The 21,330-nt window shown below is 46.0% G+C and carries 20 protein-coding genes; 3 read left to right on the top strand and 17 right to left on the bottom strand.

Going from position 1 to position 21,330, the window contains the following annotated elements; genetic code table 11:
• The 8 genes from trpA to QXF64_04090 are packed head-to-tail and all read right to left on the bottom strand — an operon-like array spanning nt 1 to nt 8,040.
• Nucleotides 1-819 carry a tryptophan synthase subunit alpha gene (trpA, locus tag QXF64_04125; protein MEM1689670.1) on the bottom strand — a complete coding sequence of 273 codons (819 nt, stop codon included), beginning with the start codon at nt 817-819 and terminating at the stop codon, nt 1-3.
• Nucleotides 806-1,972: a tryptophan synthase subunit beta gene (gene trpB, locus QXF64_04120; protein MEM1689669.1), complete on the bottom strand. Its 1,167-nt coding sequence runs from the start codon at nt 1,970-1,972 to the stop codon at nt 806-808. Before trpB ends, trpA begins: the two co-directional genes overlap by 14 nt.
• The gene (locus tag QXF64_04115) at nt 1,969-2,625 is read right to left on the bottom strand and encodes a phosphoribosylanthranilate isomerase (GenBank protein ID MEM1689668.1); all 657 of its coding nucleotides are present in this window, start codon (nt 2,623-2,625) and stop codon (nt 1,969-1,971) included. The genes trpB and QXF64_04115 overlap by 4 nt, the downstream gene beginning before the upstream one ends.
• Complete coding sequence (gene trpC, locus QXF64_04110) at nt 2,622-3,359, bottom strand: indole-3-glycerol phosphate synthase TrpC (protein MEM1689667.1); 738 nt, start codon at nt 3,357-3,359, stop codon at nt 2,622-2,624. The genes QXF64_04115 and trpC overlap by 4 nt, the downstream gene beginning before the upstream one ends.
• Nucleotides 3,343-4,401 (bottom strand): anthranilate phosphoribosyltransferase, encoded by a 1,059-nt coding sequence (gene trpD / locus QXF64_04105; GenBank protein ID MEM1689666.1) that lies wholly within the window; start codon nt 4,399-4,401, stop codon nt 3,343-3,345. The genes trpC and trpD overlap by 17 nt, the downstream gene beginning before the upstream one ends.
• On the bottom strand, nt 4,398-4,973 hold the full coding sequence (locus QXF64_04100; GenBank protein MEM1689665.1) for an aminodeoxychorismate/anthranilate synthase component II: 576 nt from the start codon (nt 4,971-4,973) through the stop codon (nt 4,398-4,400). The genes trpD and QXF64_04100 overlap by 4 nt, the downstream gene beginning before the upstream one ends.
• Entirely contained in the window at nt 4,970-6,427 is a 1,458-nt protein-coding gene (locus tag QXF64_04095; protein MEM1689664.1) for an anthranilate synthase component I family protein, read from the bottom strand. The genes QXF64_04100 and QXF64_04095 overlap by 4 nt, the downstream gene beginning before the upstream one ends.
• Nucleotides 6,428-6,483: 56 nt before the next feature.
• Nucleotides 6,484-8,040, bottom strand: a complete 1,557-nt coding sequence (locus QXF64_04090; GenBank protein ID MEM1689663.1) for a 2-isopropylmalate synthase — start codon at nt 8,038-8,040, stop codon at nt 6,484-6,486.
• Between the two features lie 50 nt (nt 8,041-8,090).
• On the opposite strand from QXF64_04090, the gene QXF64_04085 reads away from it, so the two are divergent.
• The 3 genes from QXF64_04085 to QXF64_04075 are packed head-to-tail and all read left to right on the top strand — an operon-like array spanning nt 8,091 to nt 10,645.
• Nucleotides 8,091-9,626, top strand: a complete 1,536-nt coding sequence (locus tag QXF64_04085) for a 2-isopropylmalate synthase (protein MEM1689662.1) — start codon at nt 8,091-8,093, stop codon at nt 9,624-9,626.
• Complete coding sequence (gene eif1A / locus QXF64_04080; protein MEM1689661.1) at nt 9,586-9,873, top strand: translation initiation factor eIF-1A; 288 nt, start codon at nt 9,586-9,588, stop codon at nt 9,871-9,873. Before QXF64_04085 ends, eif1A begins: the two co-directional genes overlap by 41 nt.
• Before the next feature lie 10 nt (nt 9,874-9,883).
• Complete coding sequence (locus tag QXF64_04075; GenBank protein ID MEM1689660.1) at nt 9,884-10,645, top strand: serine protein kinase RIO; 762 nt, start codon at nt 9,884-9,886, stop codon at nt 10,643-10,645.
• A gap of 10 nt (nt 10,646-10,655) precedes the next feature.
• On the opposite strand, the gene rpsJ is transcribed toward QXF64_04075, so the two are convergent.
• From rpsJ to QXF64_04030, 9 genes are all read right to left on the bottom strand, one after another.
• Nucleotides 10,656-10,958, bottom strand: a complete 303-nt coding sequence (gene rpsJ / locus QXF64_04070) for a 30S ribosomal protein S10 (protein MEM1689659.1) — start codon at nt 10,956-10,958, stop codon at nt 10,656-10,658.
• Between the two features lie 41 nt (nt 10,959-10,999).
• Nucleotides 11,000-12,262 (bottom strand): translation elongation factor EF-1 subunit alpha, encoded by a 1,263-nt coding sequence (tuf, locus tag QXF64_04065; protein ID MEM1689658.1) that lies wholly within the window; start codon nt 12,260-12,262, stop codon nt 11,000-11,002.
• A gap of 80 nt (nt 12,263-12,342) precedes the next feature.
• Entirely contained in the window at nt 12,343-12,948 is a 606-nt protein-coding gene (locus QXF64_04060; GenBank protein MEM1689657.1) for a 30S ribosomal protein S7, read from the bottom strand.
• Nucleotides 12,949-12,952: 4 nt separating this feature from the next.
• Nucleotides 12,953-13,387: a 30S ribosomal protein S12 gene (locus tag QXF64_04055; protein ID MEM1689656.1), complete on the bottom strand. Its 435-nt coding sequence runs from the start codon at nt 13,385-13,387 to the stop codon at nt 12,953-12,955.
• Nucleotides 13,388-13,463: 76 nt separating this feature from the next.
• Nucleotides 13,464-13,895: a NusA-like transcription termination signal-binding factor gene (locus QXF64_04050; GenBank protein MEM1689655.1), complete on the bottom strand. Its 432-nt coding sequence runs from the start codon at nt 13,893-13,895 to the stop codon at nt 13,464-13,466.
• Complete coding sequence (locus QXF64_04045; GenBank protein MEM1689654.1) at nt 13,892-14,194, bottom strand: 50S ribosomal protein L30e; 303 nt, start codon at nt 14,192-14,194, stop codon at nt 13,892-13,894. The genes QXF64_04050 and QXF64_04045 overlap by 4 nt, the downstream gene beginning before the upstream one ends.
• Nucleotides 14,195-14,199: 5 nt before the next feature.
• Nucleotides 14,200-15,369, bottom strand: a complete 1,170-nt coding sequence (gene rpoA2, locus QXF64_04040; GenBank protein ID MEM1689653.1) for a DNA-directed RNA polymerase subunit A'' — start codon at nt 15,367-15,369, stop codon at nt 14,200-14,202.
• A gap of 1 nt (nt 15,370) precedes the next feature.
• Nucleotides 15,371-18,028 carry a DNA-directed RNA polymerase subunit A' gene (locus QXF64_04035; protein MEM1689652.1) on the bottom strand — a complete coding sequence of 886 codons (2,658 nt, stop codon included), beginning with the start codon at nt 18,026-18,028 and terminating at the stop codon, nt 15,371-15,373.
• Nucleotides 18,029-18,032: 4 nt separating this feature from the next.
• Nucleotides 18,033-21,329, bottom strand: coding sequence for a DNA-directed RNA polymerase subunit B (locus QXF64_04030; GenBank protein ID MEM1689651.1), 3,297 nt, complete (start codon nt 21,327-21,329; stop codon nt 18,033-18,035).
• Between the last annotated feature and the right edge of the window lies 1 nt (nt 21,330).

The raw sequence follows: 21,330 nt of genomic DNA, 5'->3' as shown, positions 1-21,330 counted from the left end.
TTATTTGGTAATTCTCTCTTTATATCCTTTGACACAGGCTTCCTTGATAGACTTCGCCAACTCGAAAACCTTCTGAAGAGCTTGATTTTCTTCATTCTCCGAATAGATCTCAGCAAAAATACTTCCAACTGCCACTCCATCCGCACCACCGGCGATGAGCTTTCTCGCATGTTCGGGTTTGGATATACCAAAACCGGCCACCAGCGGGATCTCTGAGTGCTTCCTAACCTTTTTTACGAGTTCTATCGTGCTTTCCGGGATATCCTCTCGAGGTCCAGTCACGCCCTCAAAATTTATGACGTAAACAAATCCAGAGGCATTCTCAAGAATTTTAATTAACCTTTCATCACTCGTAGTCGGAGCAATCTGCAGAATTAAATCAATTTCAAACTCATTAGTCTTGGCAAGCAACTCTCCAGATTCCTCAAACGGCATATCGGGAACGATAAGACCGTCAACACCTAAATCCGCCAGCTTCTCTATAAATCCTCTGTTCGCAAAAATCGTGTTTGCATACGCTGTCACCACGATTGGTGATTTTATTCCGCTAGATCGAATTTCTTTGAGTGCCTGCAGAAACTTCTGAGGCGTCATCCCAGCCCTCAAGGCCCGCTCACATGCTGCGATAAATGCCGGCCCATCTGCAATAGGATCGGAGAAAGGCACGCCAAGCTCCAAGATGTCGGCTCCAGCTTCCTTCAATTTTTCGATTAATCTGAGCGAAAATTCATAACTCGGATCTCCGACATAAACGTGCGGCATAAATGCCCCCTCTTTTTTTCTCGAGAGCTTTTCAAAAATTTCTTCAAGCCTCGACATACTTCAGAATCACCTCCAGATCTTTGTCCCCACGGCCGGAGAAGTTTACAACCACAATGTCATCTTTCTCAAATTCTTCCTTGTGATTCAGAACGTATGCTAGAGCGTGAGCAGTCTCTAGCGCCGGAATCAGACCCTCAACTCTGCTCACCGTTTTCGCCGCTTCAAAGACTTCGTTATCGAATGCATAACAAGGTTTTACCCTGCCTATTTCACAGAGGTATGAAATTTCCGGACCACGCCCGGGATAGTTGAGACCGGCTGCCCTAGTCTTTGACGGTTTTATCTGACCATATTCATCTTGCAGAATTTGCATAAATGCCCCGTGTAGAACTCCGGGTCTACCGAGAACAAAGGCTGCTGCACTATTATCTGCGTTCAAACTTTCTCCTCCCCCCTCAACAAAATAAAGACGAACTTCCTTCTCCTCGATGAAAGGTCTAAACGCGCCGATAGCATTGCTTCCCCCACTTCCGCAAGCTACTATGGCATCTGGTAGTCTACCCTCTTTCTCTAGAATCTGTCTTTTGATTTCCTCCCCGATCACGCTCTGGAAAGTCGCAACGATCTCAGGGAACGGATGCGGTCCAACAGTCGAACCCATCAGATAATGAGTATCACGCGAACATCTTGCCCATTCACGAAGCGTGTCAGAAACCGCATCCTTCAGAACCCCGCTACCGGTAGTCACCGGGATAACGCGGGCTCCGAGCAATCTCATCCTCTTGACATTACTTTCTTGTCGTTCGATGTCTTTGACACCCATGAAGATATCAACAGAGAGCCCCACCACATTCCCAGCCATTGCAACGGAAAGTCCATGTTGCCCGGCTGCCGTTTCCGTTATCAGTCTCTTCTTTCCCATCTTTTTTGCAAGCAGAGCTTGGCCCAGAGAGTTGTTTAACTTGTGCGAACCGCCGCAGAGCAAGTCTTCACGCTTGAGGTAAACTTTACAACCGACCAACTCGCTGAGACCCTTTGCGTGGTAGAGCGGAGTTGGACGCCCAGCATAATCGCGCAACAAAGTTTGATACTCTCGCTGAAATTCCTCCGAAGGATAAATCTTTTCAAATGCTTCTTCCAATTCTATCAAAGCGTGCATCAAAATCTCACTTACATACTGCCCTCCAAATCTTCCAAACCTCCCTTTCATAGAAACCCACCTTTTGCTTTTCTTATAAACTCCTTCATCAGTTTCTCATCCTTGACACCAACTTCTTCCTCGACACCGCTGGCAACATCCACACCGGCTGGTCTCACAACTTTGATTGCTTCAAGAACATTCTCAGGAGAAAGCCCACCTGCCAACAGGACTGGCTTCTTTGATCTCTCAACCAATCTCCTGCTTATTTCCCAGTCGTGCGGTTTGCCAGTTCCACCCCCTTGTGGTCCGAATGTATCCAAAAGCAAGAAGTCTGCGAAGTCCTGAATCTCCAACATGCGGGACAGAACCGATTCAAAATTCGCTCCTTCGGATGGAATCGGGACGATTAGAATGAGATCGCTGGAAATTTCTTTCTTTATTTCTTCGATCAACGAGATCGGAGTCGCAGGGTGAAGTTGTAAGCAATCCGGCTTGAGCTTTTCATCTAGCTCTAAAACTTCCCGTAAACTGAAAGGTCTGCAAAGAACTACACATTTTGTTTTCCCAATTTCTCGAACCGCACTGAAAATTTCAGAAGCTTTTTCGGTCGATATTTTTCTTCTCGAACCTTCAATCAAAACCGTTCCAATCATATCTGCTCCCAACCTGCTCGCCTTTACGGCATCCTCAACCCTCATCAAGCCACATATTTTGACGATCATTCTAAAGCACCTACAAGTTCCCGGACTTTCTCCTCCGGATTTGGAGATTTCATTATTGACGTTCCGACCAAAATGGCGTCCGCTCCAGCCGTGACGACTTTGATCACATCCCCCTTCGTTGAGATTCCACTCTCGCTTACCACGATGACTTCTTCAGGTATCAGGTTGATCAGTCTCTCCGTTCTCGAGAGGTCTACCTGAAAAGTATCCAAATCCCTGTTGTTTATTCCGATGAAATCCGCTCCGGCAGAGAGTGCTAACTCAACGTCCTTTTCGTCAAAAACTTCCACTAAACTCTCCATCCCAAGCTCATCGGCTAGCTTCATGAATTCCTGGAGACGATCCTTTAGAACCCGAACTATGAGAAGAACCGCATCTGCACCAGAACTAAATGCCTCAAATATCTGATACGGATGAACCACGAAGTTCTTGTAAAGAATCGGTGCGTCTATCTCCTTCTTTAACTCTGTTATCAGAGAAGGATCTCCCATGAAAAACTTTTTCTCCGTTAAAACCGACAACCCGATTGCCCCACCTCTTATCATAGCTTTAGCTATATCCAGTGCATTTTCTCTTTCCCTGATTTTCCCCACAGAAGGTGAAACCCACTTTATCTCGGCTATGACCGGCACACCTTTAGCAGTTTTTATCGCATTTATCAAACTCTTCTTTTTGCCGAGTTTCTCTTTTACTTCGGCGATCACTTCCTCCGTTATTTTATCCAGAAATCCCATCTATTGGCCTCCTCACCCTCTCACAATCTCCGCCGGTCTCCTCCACGAACATTTCAAGCTTTTCTAAAGCTTTTCCAGATTTAATCGAATTCCTAGCCATTTCAACGGCTGAAATCATATCATCAGCGAGATTTCCGACAAATATAGCCGCGGCCGCATTCAACACGACTATATCTTCCCTAATCTTGTCCTCTCCCATCAAAACCCTAACGATTATCTTTGCGTTCTCTTCAGCATCTCCGCCAGAAAGAAATTCGGGCTTCGTTCTCTTTAGACCGAATTCTTCGGGCTCCACTATGCGGGTTGTGATTAGACCATCTTGAAGAAGAGAGATTTTTGTTTTACCAATGGTGGATATTTCATCCAAACCGTCTAGTCCGTAAACTACCATCGCTTTTTCACAACCTAATTCTCTTAAGGCCATCGCTATTTTCTCTGTAAGTTCGGCCTCGGGGACTCCGATGACCTGTGCTCGAACATCGGCTGGGTTCGTAAGCGGACCCAAGATGTTGAAAACCGTCTTTATTCCAAGTTCTTTTCTCACCGGCATCACATTTTTCATCGCTTTATGAAAGAGGGGTGCAAACATAAAACCTAGTCTTACCCTTTCAATACATCTCTCAACTTCTCTGGGACCAAGCATTATGTTGACACCGAGAGCCTCCAGAACATCCGCGCTGCCAGCCTTGCTCGTCACAGACCGATTTCCATGCTTTGCAATCGGTATACCAGCACCTGCCGCAACAAACATGGCTGCCGTGCTTATGTTAAAGGTTTTGAGTTTATCCCCACCCGTTCCGCAGGTGTCCACAAGTTTGCCGTCAACATTCGGTCTAACTTTCTCGCATAGATTTCTCATGACTCTGGCAAAAGCAACTATTTCACCAACTGTTTCTCCTTTCATCCTTAAAGCGGTCAGAAAAGCTGCGATTTTAGTATGTGAAACCTCACCAGACATTATTTCCATCATTGCGCCCTCGGCCTCTTCGGACGTTAAATTCCGACCTTGAACGAGTTTCTTGATCGCCTCTTCCACAATCATCTGACTACCTCCAGAAAATTCTTGATAATCTTCTTGCCATCTTTCGTCAGAATGGACTCTGGATGAAACTGCACACCAAAAACTGGAAATTCTATGTGTTTTACAGCCATCACTTCCTTTTCGCTGTCATCCGTCCAAGCTATGAGTTCCAGTTCCTCTGGCAGAGTTGAAGCGTCTATCGCAAGTGAATGATATCGCGTAGCTTCAAACGGGTTGGGTAAACCTTTGAAAATTTCGCAATGTCTATATCTTATTTTGGAAGTCTTTCCATGCATTAGGCGCTTCGCCTGCACGATCTTTGCCCCAAAGACGTGGCCTATAACCTGATGACCAAGACAGACGCCAAGAATGGGTACGCGACCAGCAAACTTTTTGACAACGGTGACGGAAACTCCAGCATTTTCCGGTCTACCGGGACCTGGAGAGATTATTATGCCATCGGGTTTCGCACGCTCGATTTCCATGAGATTTGCATCCTTTGTGAAGACCACGGGTTCTGCGCCAAGCTCCCCCACATAATGAACCAAATTGTAGACAAAGGAATCTATGTTGTCTATGACCACTATTCTCATGACCTCACCCCTGCAGCAGCCAGAAGTGCTCTCGCTTTATTCTCCGTTTCGTAATATTCCTTCCAAGCGACCGAGTCAGCCACTATTCCGGCTCCAACCTGTATATATCCTGTGCCATTCTGAATCACCATTGCCCTTATCGTGATTGCGAAATCTGCCTCCCTTTGATAACTGAAGCATCCTACTGCGCCAGCATAGAGCCCTCTCCTAGTCGGCTCTAGCTCTTCGATGATTTCCATTGCTCTGACTTTTGGTGCCCCGGTAACGGTGCCTGCCGGAAATGTTGCTCTTAAAGCATCGAAGGAATCTTTGTCTGGACGCAACTGCCCGCTGACCGTGCTCACAAGATGTTGAACATGACTGTATTTCTCAACCTTCATAAATTCCTCAACCATAACCGATCCAAACGTGCAAACCTTGCCCAAGTCGTTGCGGCCGAGATCTACCAGCATAACATGCTCCGCCCTTTCTTTTTCGCTGCTCAGCAGATCTCTCTCGAGTTCCACATCCGTGCCTTCGTCGCCTCTCCTCCTAGTTCCGGCTATCGGTCTCGTCACAACTTTTCCGTCATCTACCTTCACGAGAAGCTCTGGACTTGAACCTATCAAAACTCTTTTCGGAAAATCTAAGAAAAACATATAGGGCGAAGGATTGATAGACCTCAGCTTCCAGTAAAAGTTCTCCGGATCCGGAGCTGGGCGAATCTCGATTCTTCTGGAAAGAACAACCTGAATAACATCCCCGGCGCGTATATATTCTTTAGCCCTTTCCACCTTCCTCTCAAAGTCCCGTCTTGAAATGTTTGAGCGCTCATGCTTCACTGTGTTGTCTTCTCTGGGTTTTTTCCCGAGGATAGCAACCATCCTAGAAATCGCTTTTCTGGCCTCATCTGTCTTGTTTCTAATTTCCCTAACGTCAGAAATCGGAAGTAGGCAGGCAAAAGTCGTTTTAGAACGAAGATGATCGAAAATCATGATTTTGGAAGGAAGGATGAATTCCAACATTGGGTGGGCCAGATCATCGACCGCGTTTTCAGGTAGCGGAACCATCTCGCGCACGTAATCGTAACCGACACAGCCGAAAAATGCTAGAAGATATTGTGGAGTTACATGTGGTGTTTTGACTTCATCAACACCTGCAACTTTCTTTAGAATCTCCAAGGAATCCGCATCTCCGGCCGACCGACCGAAGATTTCACCTTTCAAGATCGCTCTTCTAGTTTTTCCCTCAACACAGAAATGAAAAATTGGATCAAAGCCTATCACAGAATATCGCCCTATCTTGATTGGACCTCCGGAGGATTCAAAAAGAAATGAAGGATGATAGAGAGATCTTATTCTGAAATAAATCTCGGCTGGATCCTTACATCCACTTATTTTTATTGAAACCGGAAGTATACAGGGTGTTCCGATTTCCCTTGCAATTTTTTCCAGTTTCTCGACTTGTTTTTGCATCAGAATAGTTTCTTTAATGCACTATTTAATACTTTATTGCACAATTTTGTGCAATATCAGGAAGGTCTTCTCTCCCTAAACCAGAGGTTAATTCCATTTATCATCGCGTCTACGCTGGCCAACACTACATCTTCGCGGATCCCTTTGGCGACATAAATGTTTCCTTTTTCGTCTTCCAGTTTGACAGTGACCTCCGCCAACGCATCACTCCCACCGGTGATCGCATCCAGATGATATTCTTTTAAGCGGAGAGAGGATATTTCACCAATCGCTTTTCTGATCGCTCCAATAGCGGCATCGACTGGACCTACACCGGTTGAGGCACCGATTTTTTCTTCATCCTTTATCCTCAACCTAACGGAAGCCGTCGGAGTTATCGTGTTTCCTGTTGTAACAGTTATCTCTTTCAACTCCACGACCTTTTCCTCCGGTGGAAGCGAACCGACCACACTTTCAGCTATCGCACGCAAATCCGCCAAGGTCACTTTTTTCCCCTTATCTCCGAGCTCTTTGACTTTTCTCGTGACTTCCCTCAACTGCTGTTTCGTTACTTTGATTCCCAGATCTCGCAAGCAGGCCGCGACAGAGCGACTACCGGCGTGTTTTCCAAGAACCAGCCTACGTCTGTGCCCCACAAGCTCGGGCGAGAGCGGTTCATATGTCCCCGGAAACTGAAGCACACCATGAACATGTATGCCCGATTCGTGAGCGAAAGCATTCTCGCCAACAACTGGTTTGTTTGGAGGAACTTGCATTCCCGTGATTCTCTCAACAAGCTCGGACGTCTCCACAAGCAGCTTCGTTTTAATGCGTGGTTTTATTCCGTAGAACATCCTCATAGCAATGACAACTTCTTCGAGAGAAGCATTTCCAGCTCTTTCTCCGAGTCCGTTTACTGTCACGTGAACCTGTTCGGCTCCCGCCTCCACGCCGGCCAAAGAATTCGCAACAGCTAGTCCCAGATCATTATGGCAGTGAACACTTACGGGTATTTTTACCGCTTTTGTAATCTCTTGGATTAGGTGGAACATCACGCGCGGTGTTGCCACGCCCACGGTATCTGGAACATTTATTCTATCCGCTCCGACCTCTTCAACTGCCTTATAAACTTTCTTAAGATATTCTAAATCACTCCTCGTCGCATCCTCGGCAGAAAACTCCACAATCACCCCGTGTTTTTTTGCATATTCGACATGCTCTATCGCCTTCTCCAGCGCTTGAGCTCTCGTGAGTTTTAGCTTGTGCTTAAGATGAATATCAGAAGTCGCGATGAAAATATGTACACTATCGACATCGCAATCGAGAGCAGCGTCTATATCTTCCTTCGTGCATCTCGCTAAGGCACATATTTCCGCCTGTAGACCGTTGCCTGCAATCATTTTCACAGCCCTTTTCTCCCCCTCTGATACAACAGGCATTCCAGCTTCGATAACATCAACACCGAGCTTATCAAGTTGCCTCGCTATTATCAGCTTCTGCTCGGGAGTGAGCGAGACTCCTGGAGTTTGCTCACCATCCCTGAGAGTAGTATCAAAAATCCTAACTCTCTTTGGGAGATTCAGATTTTTTCGCATTTCCCTCATAAGACTGCTAATAAAGATCTCTCTTTCCATGACCATGACCTCTGTTTAATATATCGCGCCATTTTTAATATATTGGGAGCATGAGCGGCAGAGTGCTGATTCTCGACACAACTCTGAGAGATGGGGAGCAGACACCAGGCGTGGCTTTGACCCCAGAGGAGAAAATAAAAATTGCTCGCGCTCTCGACGATCTCGGAGTCGATATCATCGAAGCGGGATCTGTTGCAACCTCTGAGGGCGAGAGAAAAGCCATCAAGGAGATATCAAAGCTGGGATTAAGCGCCGAAATCTGCACATTTACGAGAGCTATGAAAGAAGATATCGATGCTGCGATTGCTGCGGATGTCGACAGCATACATCTGGTAGTTCCTGCCTCTGATATTCATCTAAAGTTACGGCTCGAAAAGTCTAGACAGGAAATAAAGAAAATGGCAGCACAAGCCATGGACTACGCGATAAAGCATGGTTTAAAAGTCGAATTCTCACTCGAAGATGCAACAAGAGCTGATGAAAATTTCGTGAGAGAACTCGTGGCGCTTGGTCTAGAGCATCGAGTTCACAGAATTTGTCTTTGCGACACAGTGGGTATTCTGACACCGGCAAGAGCGCGCGAGTTCTATTCAAAGTTCGCAAAAATTGTAAACGTGCCTCTGGCTGCCCACTGTCATAATGATTTTGGAATGGCCACGGCGAACACGATTTCTGCGGTTGAAGGTGGCGCGACCGAAGTTCACGTAACCATCAACGGATTGGGTGAAAGAGGAGGAAACGCTGCGCTGGAGGAGGTTGTCTCAGCTCTTGTTTACCTCCAGAAGTATAAGCTTCGAATAAAAATGAAGAAACTTTATTCTGTTTCCAAGCTTGTCGAAAGTTTGACCGGAATACCTCTTTCTCCAACAAAACCGCTTGTCGGGGAGAACGCATTTGCCCACGAAGCTGGAATTCACGTGCATGGGGTTCTTCGCAGCCCAAAGACATATGAGCCTCTTGCGCCAGAAGACATCGGACAAAGGAGAAGAATCGTTTTCGGAAAACATATCGGAAGACATGCCATCGAGATGGAGCTGAGAAAACTGGGATTCCGTCCGAACAAAGAGCAAGTCACGGAAATTTTTAAACAGGTAAAGTGGCTCGGCGACCAAGGAAAAGTAGTAACGGACTCAGAGCTTCGAGCCATAATCGATTCCGTGATGGGTAAAGAATTCGAGGAGACGATAAAACTTGAAGAACTGACAGTGGTGAGTGGAAACAAAATCACTCCGACGTCCTCCGTCAAAGTAAGATTCAGAGACAAAGAAATGATCGAATCTGGAGTAGGAGTGGGTCCAGTCGATGCCGCTATGAATGCCATCAGGAAACTCATCGAGGGGATATCGAATATCCGTCTTCTGGAGTACCACGTGGATTCGATCTCGGGTGGAACAGATGCCGTAGTCGATGTAACCGTGAAACTGACGGACGGTAAAAGGATTATTACTGCCAGAGGAATAAGCGGAGATATAATAATGGCGAGCGTTCAAGCGATGTTAAACGGCGTAAACAGATTTTTATGGGATAAGTATCGTGGTGAAAAAAATGCCAAAAGAAGAGGAAGGAGAGCGACTGTACATACCTGAAAAAGGCGAGGTCCTTGGAATAGTGGACCAGATGTTTGGAAACGATAGAGTTAGGGTTAGATGTAGGGATGGTAAGATAAGAAACTGTCGGATACCGGGGAGACTGAGAAAGAGGATGTGGATTTTGGAAGGAGACGTTGTTGTTGTAAAGCCCTGGCCCGTGCAGGGAGATGAGAGAGGCGACATAGTCTTTAGATACACGAAAACTCAAGTGGAATGGTTAAAGAAGATGGGCTTATGGGAGTAGCGGTGCCTAGATGTCAGAAGATGTTTTTCTAGCCGCGCTAAGAAGACACAAACCGGAGAGACTTGAAAAAGACTCTGAAATCTATAAAATAATGGCGGGCGTTTTTGACCATTCGACTCTCCTTTCGCTATGTAAGATGGTTAATAGAGGAATCTTCGATATGGTTTACGGTGCAGTTTCGACCGGCAAAGAGGCGAACGTTTTCTGCGCTTCCGACTCCACTGGAAACTTTCTCGCCGTAAAAATCTATAGAATTGCCACATCTGATTTCAAAACGATGCATAAGTATCTCCTGGCTGATCCAAGATATTCAAGAGTTCCGCACGAACGGAGAAGAATAATCTTCGCGTGGACCTCTAGAGAATTCAAAAATCTGCAGAGAGCGTATGAAGCAGGCGTTCATGTTCCAAGACCCGTAGACCATGAGAAAAACATCTTGGTTATGGAATTCCTAGGAGAAAACGGTATACCCTACCCTAGGATGAAAGACATGACACCAGAAAACCCAAAGGAGGCTTTCAACAGCATTCTGGAAGACATGAGACTACTTTACCAGAAAGCTGGTCTCGTGCATGCCGATCTGAGCGAGTACAACATACTCATAACACCGGAGCCATATCTCATAGATTTTTCAATGGCGATAGACATCCAAAGCTCGATGGCACTCGAGTACCTGAGAAGAGACATCCTTAACATTTCCCACTATTTTGAAAAACTAAACATCTCGGTTCCAGAGCCCCACGAACTTGAGAAATACATAACTGGCCAGTGAAAAACCAAAATCAGAGCTTTACCTCAATTGAAACCTCATCTGGAATCTGTAGACGCATGAGGAGGCGCAATGCTCTTTCATCGGCTTGGATGTCTATCAATCTCCTATGAATTCTCATCTCCCATCTGTCGAACGTGGCTGTTCCTTCTCCATCGGGTGATTTTCTCGTGATTATCTTTATTTTCTTAGTCGGAAGGGGAATTGGACCGGAGTATTCCACGCCCACCTTTTCCGCTATTTCAACTATTTGGTTGCAAACTTCGGTTAGCTTTGCCACATCTGTACTGCTAAGCTTTATTCTGGCCTTTTGCACGATAACCCCTACTTTAACTGCAAAAACAAAATAAAAAGTTTTTACTTGGCCGGAACTACGTCTATGCAGACACCGGCAGCAATTGTCATTCCCATGTCTCTGATGGCAAATCTGCTGAGCTGAGGAATTTCAGAAGCTTTTTCGATAACCATCGGTTTTGTTGGAGCAACGACGATCGTGGCCATATCTCCCTTCTTTATGAACTGAGGATTCTGCTCTATTGGAGCACCGGTCTTGGGATCGAGTTTGTTTACGATTTGTGTGATCTTGCAAGCGACCTGCGCAGTGTGAACGTGGAAGACAGGAGTATAGCCAGCCGCTATCGCCGTCGGGTGTTGCAAAACCGCTATTCTCGCAGTGAATTCCCTGACCACGGTCGGAGGCTTGTCCGGATGACCAGCCACATCTCCTCTTTTCAAGGCTTTCTTTTCCACACCTCTAACGTTGAATCCGATGTTATCTCCAGGCTCCGCTTGTGGGATCGACTCGTGGTGCATTTCAATAGACTTCACCTCACCCTTCACACCGGCCGGCTCGAAAACTACAGTATCTCCGACTTTCAAAATTCCAGTTTCTACTCTTCCGACCGGTACCGTACCAACCCCTGTGATCGAATAAACATCCTGAACTGGAATGCGTAGCGGCTTGTCTATTGGCTTGGGAGGAACCTCAAAATGATCCAGTGCCTCGAGCACAGTGGGACCGCTGTACCACTTCATCTTTTCGCTTCTTTTTGTCACGTTGTCCCCGTGAAAGGCCGCTGCTGGTACAAAATCGAACTTCTCAACATTTCTGTAACCAACCGCCCTGAGAAGGTCTGAAACCTCTTTCTTCAATTTCTCGAATACTTCTTGCTTATAATCAACCAGATCCATTTTGTTTATGACCACCATCATCTGACCAACTCCGAGTGTGAATGCAAGAGCTGCGTGCTCTCTCGTCTGCGGCATTATTCCATCATCCGCTGCAACAACAAGCACTGCCGCATCCGCTTGACTCGCACCGGTTATCATATTCTTGACGAAGTCCCGGTGTCCAGGAGCATCAATGATCGTGAAATAATACTTTGATGTCTCAAATTTTCTGTGCGCCAGATCTATTGTTAAACCGCGCTCCCTTTCTTCCTTAAGAGCATCCATTACCCAAGCGAACTTGAATGTCTTACCCTTATCCCCCATTGCTTCAAACTTCTTTATTTCTTCTTCTTTAACGGCTCCAGTCTCATAAAGAAGTCTTCCCATCAGGGTAGACTTTCCGTGGTCAACATGTCCGATTGTAACTATGTTTAGGTGTGGCTTGGGCATTTGTCCACCTCCTTATCAATCCCGAGATGAGTATTTAAATTTTTTCGTTTAAAAGCTAGCGGAAAATCGGAGCAGAAAAACTATCTTGCTCCCTTTGCAATTCTTTCGATTTCTTCCTTTTGAGCTATGGCAAAACTTTTAACATCATTGTTTGCAGCGTTTATGATCTCCTCGGCCAGACATTCCTCTATGGGCTTTTTGTTATTAAACGAGGCAGCATATGCACCGGCCGCGATGTTTCGAAGCGCAATGTCCAGTCTTCGCTGAGGTGCTGAGTCAACAGCCACGTAATATGTAATACCTCCATAAGTCAGTCTTGTCGTTTCCTCTCTAGGAGCTGCATTCTGAACCGCATCGACGAGAACTTGAATCGGATTTTTCCCAGTTCTATGCTCAATTATCTCAAAAGCCCTCTTGACTATTTTGTAGGCATTCATCTTCTTGCCTGTGGCTTTCCCGCCTCTGATGACCTTTCCCTTTAATTTTCGAGCACCTGGCCCAGATCGCATGAGCTTGTTCATTAACCTCTCAACAATCGAAACCTGTGCCTTACCAAATTGTTTGTTAGCATGTCTCGCAGATGTATGAAGCACAATTCTCGGTTCTAGATTTATGTATCTCTTTAGACCCGGATCCCTGATAACCACATTCTCAACATCCCACTTCCCAAAGTACTTGAAAGACAAAACATCACCTTGTCGGCTTTTCCTTCCTACCCTTTATAAGCTCTTTAAGAGAAACACCGTTTACCATTACAACACGATATCTAACACCTGGTAGATCTCCATAAGATCTCCCTTTTGCCCCGCCTATCCCCTCGATGATTACCTCATCGTGTTCATCTATGAAGCCTATCGCTCCGTCGCCAGGGGCGAAGGCAGTTACCTGTTTGCCATTTTTTATCAACTGTACCCTCACGCATTTTCTTATGGCCGAGTTCGGCTGTTTGGCCTCTATTCCGACCTTCTCGAGGACAATACCCCTGGCTTGCGGCGCTCCTTCAAGTGGATCGTACTTCTCCTTAAGCTTCAAAACTCTACGCTTATAGTCCGCATCCTTCCATCTAAACCTCTGCCTAGTTGTCGCCAGCTTCCTAGCCGCGAATTCTCCAGTTGGAGATTTCATACCAACACCAAACTGAAAATTATACAACTCTTAATTTAAATCATCTCGTGGCCGCTTCTTCCAGTCCTTGAAGTTTCTAATGCGATATGACAATGTCTTCTATTCCGCAGTGACGTCTAACGATTTTTTTCGCGTTTCTTATACGTCTGCCCCCTTTGCCTACTGCCTTATTTCTATTCTCGAGATCTATGTAAACTATGGCGATTGTTTTACCATTTTTTTCTACTATTTGTACTTCTTGAACTTTGGCCGGGGCCAAGGCATTTTTTACCATCTCTACCTGATCCTCTGAAAAAGCTACAACTTCGACATCTTTTCCGAGCATTTTGCCCAGCAATTTAATCTTACTACCTCTCTTCCCGATAGCCTCAGAAATTTTGTCTCTATCGACAACAAATGTCACGAGACTTTGAGAAACATCATCTATAACACAATCTTTCGCCGCCGCGCCCGTTATTCTTTCGAAGAGTCCCATATACTTGAGCTCTTCAGAAGTTAACTTTATCATCCGGAATCCACCGCTGAGAGTATTGCTGAATCTCCTGGATCTATTACCGAAACTACGCTGACCGTAAAAGGAACCCCACAAATTATTCCCAGCTCTCTACTATTTTTTTTCAACCGAACAACCCTCAGACCAGAGATCTTCGAATAGTGCATGAAGTCCTCCACTATTTCTTCCGGGCAATTTGAAGCCAGCAAAACTATCTTAGCATCACCTCTTTTCACCGCCTTAAGCGACCTATCCGTTCCAAGTATAACCTTGCCCGTGAGTATTGCTCTACTCAATTCCTTTTCTACGTCCATGAAAATCACATTTTTCTAACCAATTCTACCATGCCGGTTCCCAGAGGAATCGGCTGTCCAGCAATCACATTTTCGATTATGCCTGAGAGTTTATCACTTTCTCCGTGCATGCAGGCCTCAAAGAGATGCTGAGTGGTCATTTCGAAAGCCGCTCTCGCCAGAACACTAGCTTTCTCTCCGCTTATTCCGTGCCTTCCTATCTGTCGAATCGTTCCGGTGTAAGTCATCATGTCTGCTACCAACATTATATGCCTTATGTCGACGTCCAGTCCTTGCTCCTGGAGAGTTTTCATCGCCTCTTCGATTATTGCATTTCTAGCAGCCTCTATTCCAAGAACCCCCATTATCTCATGTATGTCATTTGAAACGGTACGAGTTGTATCAACCTCCGGAAGCTTGAGTATTTCCGCAAGATTCGACCCCTCCGTGTATACAACATATTCGCCACCCTCCTCGCGAACTACAGCTCTTTTTATTCCCTTAATACCCATAAGAGAAACTTCCCTTGCGATCCTGTCGGCAAAACGTTTAAATTCCTTCATACTTTCACCAGTATATCTCACGATCATCTTGTGGCCTCCTTTTGGAATCACGATTTTATAACTGCCGGGGATCTCCGCGATCTTTCTTCCGATTTCCGAGGGTGTAAGGTCTTTCTCTTGTAACTTTTTTCTATCAAACGTGGCAACAATTGTATAATGCATGATGTCTATCTCCAAATCTGCTACGTCCTCTAACGTTGTTGTCACTATTTTGCGGGCAAATCTTGTAGCTCTTTCCTTGCTTTCAGAGTGTGGAGGCCTCAGATATATTGTCATCAAAGGATTCGCTATCTGCTTGCGCGCATCGAGAATCTCGATAAGCCTAGGAAGTCCAAGTGTGACGTTAAGCTCCGCGACACCAGCATAGTGAAATGTTCTAAGAGTCATCTGGGTACCTGGTTCTCCTATAGATTGGGCTGCAACCGTTCCCACGGCCTCGGCTGGTTCGATGAGTGCATCAAGGTATGCCTCTTTCACCGCGTTGATGATCTTGCGTAGCTGATCTCTTGAAATGGCTCTCTCCTCAATTTTCTTGGCCAAAAGTTTCTCCAAGTCTCTAATGACTGACTCCGGAACTTCTCCTCGGAGCTTTACAACTTCCTCTTCGATCTCCTCCTTCGTGACTCCCGCCATCTCAATCACCTAGGACCTTGGCAATTATCCTCTCCACATTCACGCATTTTCCGGCATCAACTTTAGCCGGGTTTGCGCTGTCCTCCCCATATCTAAACTGAATGATTCTTGCCTTATCATCTCTTACGGTTCCATCGTATTCAACTCTAAGATCCTGCAACGCGTTTATCAATCTTCTCTGCAAATATCCACTCTGAGCGGTTCTTACGGCCGTGTCAACGAGACCTTCTCTTCCACCCATCGCATGGAAGAAAAACTCCACAGGTTTCAAACCGCTCTTGTAACTAGACGTCACAAAGCCCCTTGCATCAGCGCGGAGATCTCCTGGCTTGAAGTGTGGAAGTGTCCTCCCTTTATAACCACGGCTTATCCTCTCTCCTCGAACAGACTGTTGACCAACGCAGGCGGACATCTGGGTGAGGTTAAGCATGCTCCCTCTCGCCCCCGTTTTCGCCATGATAACCGCGAAATTTGTCATACCGAGATGTTTCTCCGCAATTCTGCCGGCCTCATCTCTTCCCTCAGCCAAAACTCTCATTATTTCCATTTCCAGCGTCTCCCTGAGGGATCTACCCGGCAGAGGTTCAAGCTCTCCTCTCAAATAAATCTCAACAAGCTTCTCCACCTCTTTCCTTGCCTGCTTTAGGACTCCCTTTATTTCTTCCTTCGCTCTTTCCGGAATGTCTTCATCATCCGAGCCTGTAGTAAAACCAAACATCATCGCCGCAGCAATCGAAAGTCTCGTAACTCTGTCAATGAACTCTCTGGCGGCTTCTACGCCGTATTCTTTGGCAATCCTGTCTAGCAAGACACAACGTTCAAGAGCTTTGAAACTCTTCGCATCGATCACTCCCTTTTCAAGTTTTCCGTTCCTTATGACAACATAAGCGTCGATATCGCATTCATCTTCTTTACATCTCGAGCAGCCCCTACATATCTTGGCCCGATAGGTAAGGTTCAAATCTGGGGGCAAAAGCATGCTGAAGATTTGCTTCCCGGACCAATACTTGACACCTTTCTCCGTGTAGGCTGGTTTGGGCAATTCTTTGAATATCCCAGCCTGAGCCAACAACCACTGCGCCTGCTTTTTCGTGAGTTTCGTTTCCTTTCTCGTCAGTAAGTATGCTCCAGTTATGTGCTCTTGAATACCACCTATTATCGGACCACCGAATCTTGGTGAAAGTATGTGTTCCTGAACTTTCATGAGGATTCTAGCTTCAGCCTGCGCTTCCTCGCTCTGCGGCACGTGAACATTCATCTCGTCACCGTCAAAGTCTGCGTTATAGGGAGGACAGACGCTCAGGTTAAGTCTGAAAGTTCTACCAGGCAAAACCTTCACTACGTGGGCCATTATGGACATCCTGTGAAGTGACGGCTGTCTGTTGAAGAGCACGATATCACCATCCCTGAGATGTCTTTCGACGATGTATCCGGGTGCAAGGCTATTCGCCCACATCTCACGGTCTGCAACCTTTAGAGTGTATTTCACACCATTGGGTGTAATTACGTAATTCGCTCCAGGGTGTACATCTGGACCTCTTCTGACAAGTTCTCTCATTTCTTCAATATTTAGTTCCGTGACTTTCACGGGGACTGTAAGTATCTTCGCGATTTCGATTGGAACTCCTATTTCATTTATACTTATGTTTGGATCTGGCGAAACAACAGTTCTGGCCGAGAAATCTACTCTTTTGCCAGAAAGATTTCCTCTGAATCTCCCCTCCTTTCCTCTAAGCCTCTGCGCAAGCGTTCTCAAGACCCTTCCGGATCTGTGCCTAGCCGGTGGCACACCCGAAACCGCGTTGTCAAGATACGTGGCAACGTGATACTGGAGAAGATCCCAGAGATCGTCGATGATCAAGTTTGGCGCTCCGGATTCGAGATTTTCTGCAAGCCTCTGATTGATTCTGATGATGTCGACAAATTTATGCGTTAAGTCATCTTCCGACCTAGCTCCGCTTTCTAAAGTGATTGTTGGTCTAACGGTTACTGGAGGAACCGGTAACACGGTGAGAATCATCCATTCCGGCCGCACAACATCCGGATCCATTCCGAGCAGAAGGAGGTCTTCGTTCCTTATTTTTTCAAGTCTGTCTCGGATTTCTATTGGTGTAAGAATGTTCCTTTCTTTCTTTCCCTTTGGTTCTTCCACAACTTCGAGGAACGAGTACGGTTTTTCAAAAATTATCTCTCTTTGCTTTGTTTTACAATGCGGACACTCTGTCCTACCCATCGCTTTTTTCATTGCCGCGTCGGAAATCTCCCACCATCTTCCACCTCTGCGCTTTTCTTCAAGAATTTTCGTTCTATATTCTTCGATCTCACCTTCAGAAAGTAGAATGCGAGAACACTCTCTGTTTCTACAGATAGCTCTCAGAATGTTATAGATGTGTTCAACATAACCGATGTGGATGACTGGTCTCGCCAGCTCAATGTGTCCAAAGTGTCCTGGGCACTCTTTCGGTCTTCCACCGCAAGTTTTACATTCCAAACTTGGCTCTACAACACCTAGCCTCAGATCCATTAGGCCCCCGTCAATTGGAAATCCATCTTCGTCATACGTGTCTGGTGTTACTATCCTGACCTTAGAAATCTTTCTTATCTCCTCTGGAGACATCAAGCCAAACTCTATCCTGTCGATCATTTTCGTGACTGGCATCTTCTCACACTTTTTCCTTTGTTCTTATGCGTGGTGAAAGACCCATCGACCTGAGCTCGTCAAGCAGAAGTTTAAACGCATGGGATATTTCAATTTCATGCATTTCCACATCTTCGCCACATAACGGACAAACCTTCCTGCCCTTTTTCTTACTAAGATACCCCAAACTTCCGCAGTTTGCGCAGACGAGAGCAACATATCTATCCGAAGCGTCAAGCAGCCTTTCCTTAAGAAGGGTGGCCGCCCCATGTCCTATCAAACAGTCACGCTCCATCTCTCCGAATCTGAGACCACCTTCTCTCGCTCTTCCCTCTGTTGGCTGATGAGTGAGAACTTGAATCGGACCATGTGCTCTCGCGTGTATCTTATCAGCTACCATGTGGTGAAGTTTCTGATAGAAGCAAACACCAATGAATATTTCTACCGGTATCATTTCTCCGGTGATTCCGTTATAGAGAACCTCTTTACCCGTCGATTTGAAGCCAAGATCCACCAAGAGTTTTCTGAGTTCTTGTTCGGGCACACTGCTGAAAGGTGTTCCGTCAATTCTTCGCCCAAGCATCGCTCCCACCTTCCCTGCGATCATCTCAAGCAACTGTCCGACAGACATTCTCGAGGGAATAGCATGTGGATTTATGATGATGTCTGGGATTATTCCGTCAGCGGTAAATGGCATATCCCTAGCATCCAATATCACTCCTATAACCCCTTTCTGACCGTGGCGTGAGGCAAACTTGTCTCCTATTTCCGGAATTCTCTGATCGCGAACTCTCACTCTTACAAACTTCGTTCCGTCGGGCGTGGTGGTAAGCATAACCATATCTGTCCAGCCGCCCTCTTGAGGCCTAACTCTTACAGAACTCTCCCTGCGCTTCTCGCCGACACTTATCGCACCGGTTTCCTCTAAGAATCTTGGCGGACTCGTCTTACCTATCAAAACGTCTTCGCCTTTAACCTCCGCCTCTGGGAAAATCAAACCGTCCTCCTCTAATTTCGCATAATGCTCTAGGCCGGCAGTTCCTCTGACATCTTCAGAGGGGATTTCGATCTTGTCTACTTGGCCACCCGGATACCTTATTTCCTCTGTTTCGTAGAGCCGATAGAAGGTAGATCTTCCAGTGCCGCGCTCGATTGACGCCTTGTTAAATATTATCGCATCCTCCATGTTATATCCGCCATAAGTAGCTATTGCAACAATCAAGTTCTGACCTGCAGGTCTTTTGTCAAAACCTACGATATCCATTATCTTCGTGTAAACAAGTGGGACTTGCGGATAGTGATAGAAGTGGGCTCTTGTGTCTGCTCTGGTGTAGATATCCGTAAATGGTATGCCCAAAGCCTGTTTCGCCATGTTTGCGCCATAAGTATTTCTGGGAGACTGGTTATGCTCCGCATAAGGAACTAGAGCACCTCCTATCCCCAAAATCGTCAGCGGATGTATCTCGAGGTGTGTGTGCTCCTCTGTAACTTCATAGTCATAAACTGCGATGTATGCGTTTTCCTCTTCATCGGCGTCGAGATATTCCACAATTCCTTGCTTGACAAGTTCATCCCAGTTCATTTCACCTCTTTCAACCTTTTCTATTATCTCATCCGTAATCCTCGGTTTTCCATTCTCCACGACAAACAGAGGTCTTCTTATCCTTCCGCTATCTGTGTTTATCTTGAGCTCGTTTGTATCCGGTTTATAGCCAACATTAACTTGCTCGCTTATCTGTCCTCTTCGTCTCAACTGTCTTATTTCTTCGGCCAACCTTTTTCCATCTTCATATATTCCGACCAGCCTTCCGTTTATGTAAACGGCGGTTTCCTCCTTTCTCTCACTTATTTTTTCAATTTTTCTCACACCGAGCTTCTCAAGCCATCGCTCGATTTCGCGCTCGTCAGTTCCTATCGAAATTTCAGCCATCAGAGCTAGGTTCTTGACAAGGCCGCAGTTCGGACCCTCTGGAGTTTCAACTGGACATATTCTCCCCCAATGTGTCGAGTGAAGATCTCTGGCTTCGAAGTGTGGTTGACTGCGGCTCAGTGGGGAAACTATTCTCCTCAAGTGAGAAACTGCTGCTATGTAATTTGTTCTATCAAGAAGCTGACTTATTCCGGTTCTTCCACCGGGCCAAGTTCCGGTTGATATGGCATGCCTAATCCGCTCCGTCAAAACATCTGCCCTAGCCGCGCTCTTAAGTTGTAAACCTCTCTGTCTGGAATAAGCTCTTTCAAGTTGGTATTTCATATCTTTGATCAGATTGTTAAACGCTAACCTGAAGATATTCTCCAAAAGATCTCCGGCAAGCTTAAGCCTCTTGTTTGCATAATGATCTTTATCATCCTGGTCTCTCCTTCCGAGAGCGAGCTCTATCGCGAGTTTTGCCATTCTTCCGAGATAGTATGCTTTTTTGATCCTGTCATCTTTTGACGTTCCGAGATGTGGTAGGAAGTATTTATCTAGAATTTCCTCCGCACGCTGCTTTCTGTAACTCTCGGGTTGTCCTACTGCTACTCTCTTTCCGATATAATCAAGGGCATCTTTCGTTGTTCTTACTTCTGGTTCCTCCAACAGGTTCTCATGAAAGTCGTCGAGAATTTCCCTGTCCTCGGAGATCGAACTTGCGATATCCCTATCCTTTTCGAGACCAAGAGCACGCATCATTACAACGAAAGGAATTTGTCCCGGAACTGAGGGGAAAGAAACCCTGAGGAGTCCATCTTTTTTCCTTTCAACGACGACGAAAGCCCTAAAACCCCCATGGCTGGAGAAGACCTTTGCAACCTCTGCTCCAACTCTTTCATCTTTCTCAACGAGAATATAGTTAGAAACCAGATCTTCCTGAGCCACTATCACTCTTTCTGAACCATTTATGATAAAGTATCCTCCAGGATCCAGCGGATCCTCGCCATGCTGGACGACCTCCTCATCAGAAAGTCCGTAAAGTCTACAGGCTTTTGATTTTACCATCACTGGAAATTCTCCGATGTATACTTCTTCTGGAGGCATTTCCTTACCGTGATCAACAAGACTCATCTCAAGAAAGAGCGGAGCAGAATAGGTTAGGCCTCTCAGTCTGGCTTCATTAGGCCATAGATCTACCTGTCCTTCCTTTGCTTCGTAGGCTTTCGGTGTACCCAAGCGGATTCTTTTGAATTTTACATAAACCCCTTCTATGTCTAAATCTATCTTCCCGATTTCGTCGATTATCTGCTGGAGTCTCCTCTCGATAAAATCGTTGTATGAATCTAAGTGCTGGCGAACCAAACCTTTGTTCTTGAAGAATGCTTCCACAACAGGCCAAGTGTCGCGCAAC

The organism is Candidatus Hadarchaeales archaeon (assembly GCA_038823825.1).
Taxonomy (GTDB): domain Archaea; phylum Hadarchaeota; class Hadarchaeia; order Hadarchaeales; family Hadarchaeaceae; genus JAVZGN01.
The sequence above is the reverse complement of the archived record's forward strand: the minus strand, read 5'-3'. Positions and strand labels throughout refer to the sequence as shown.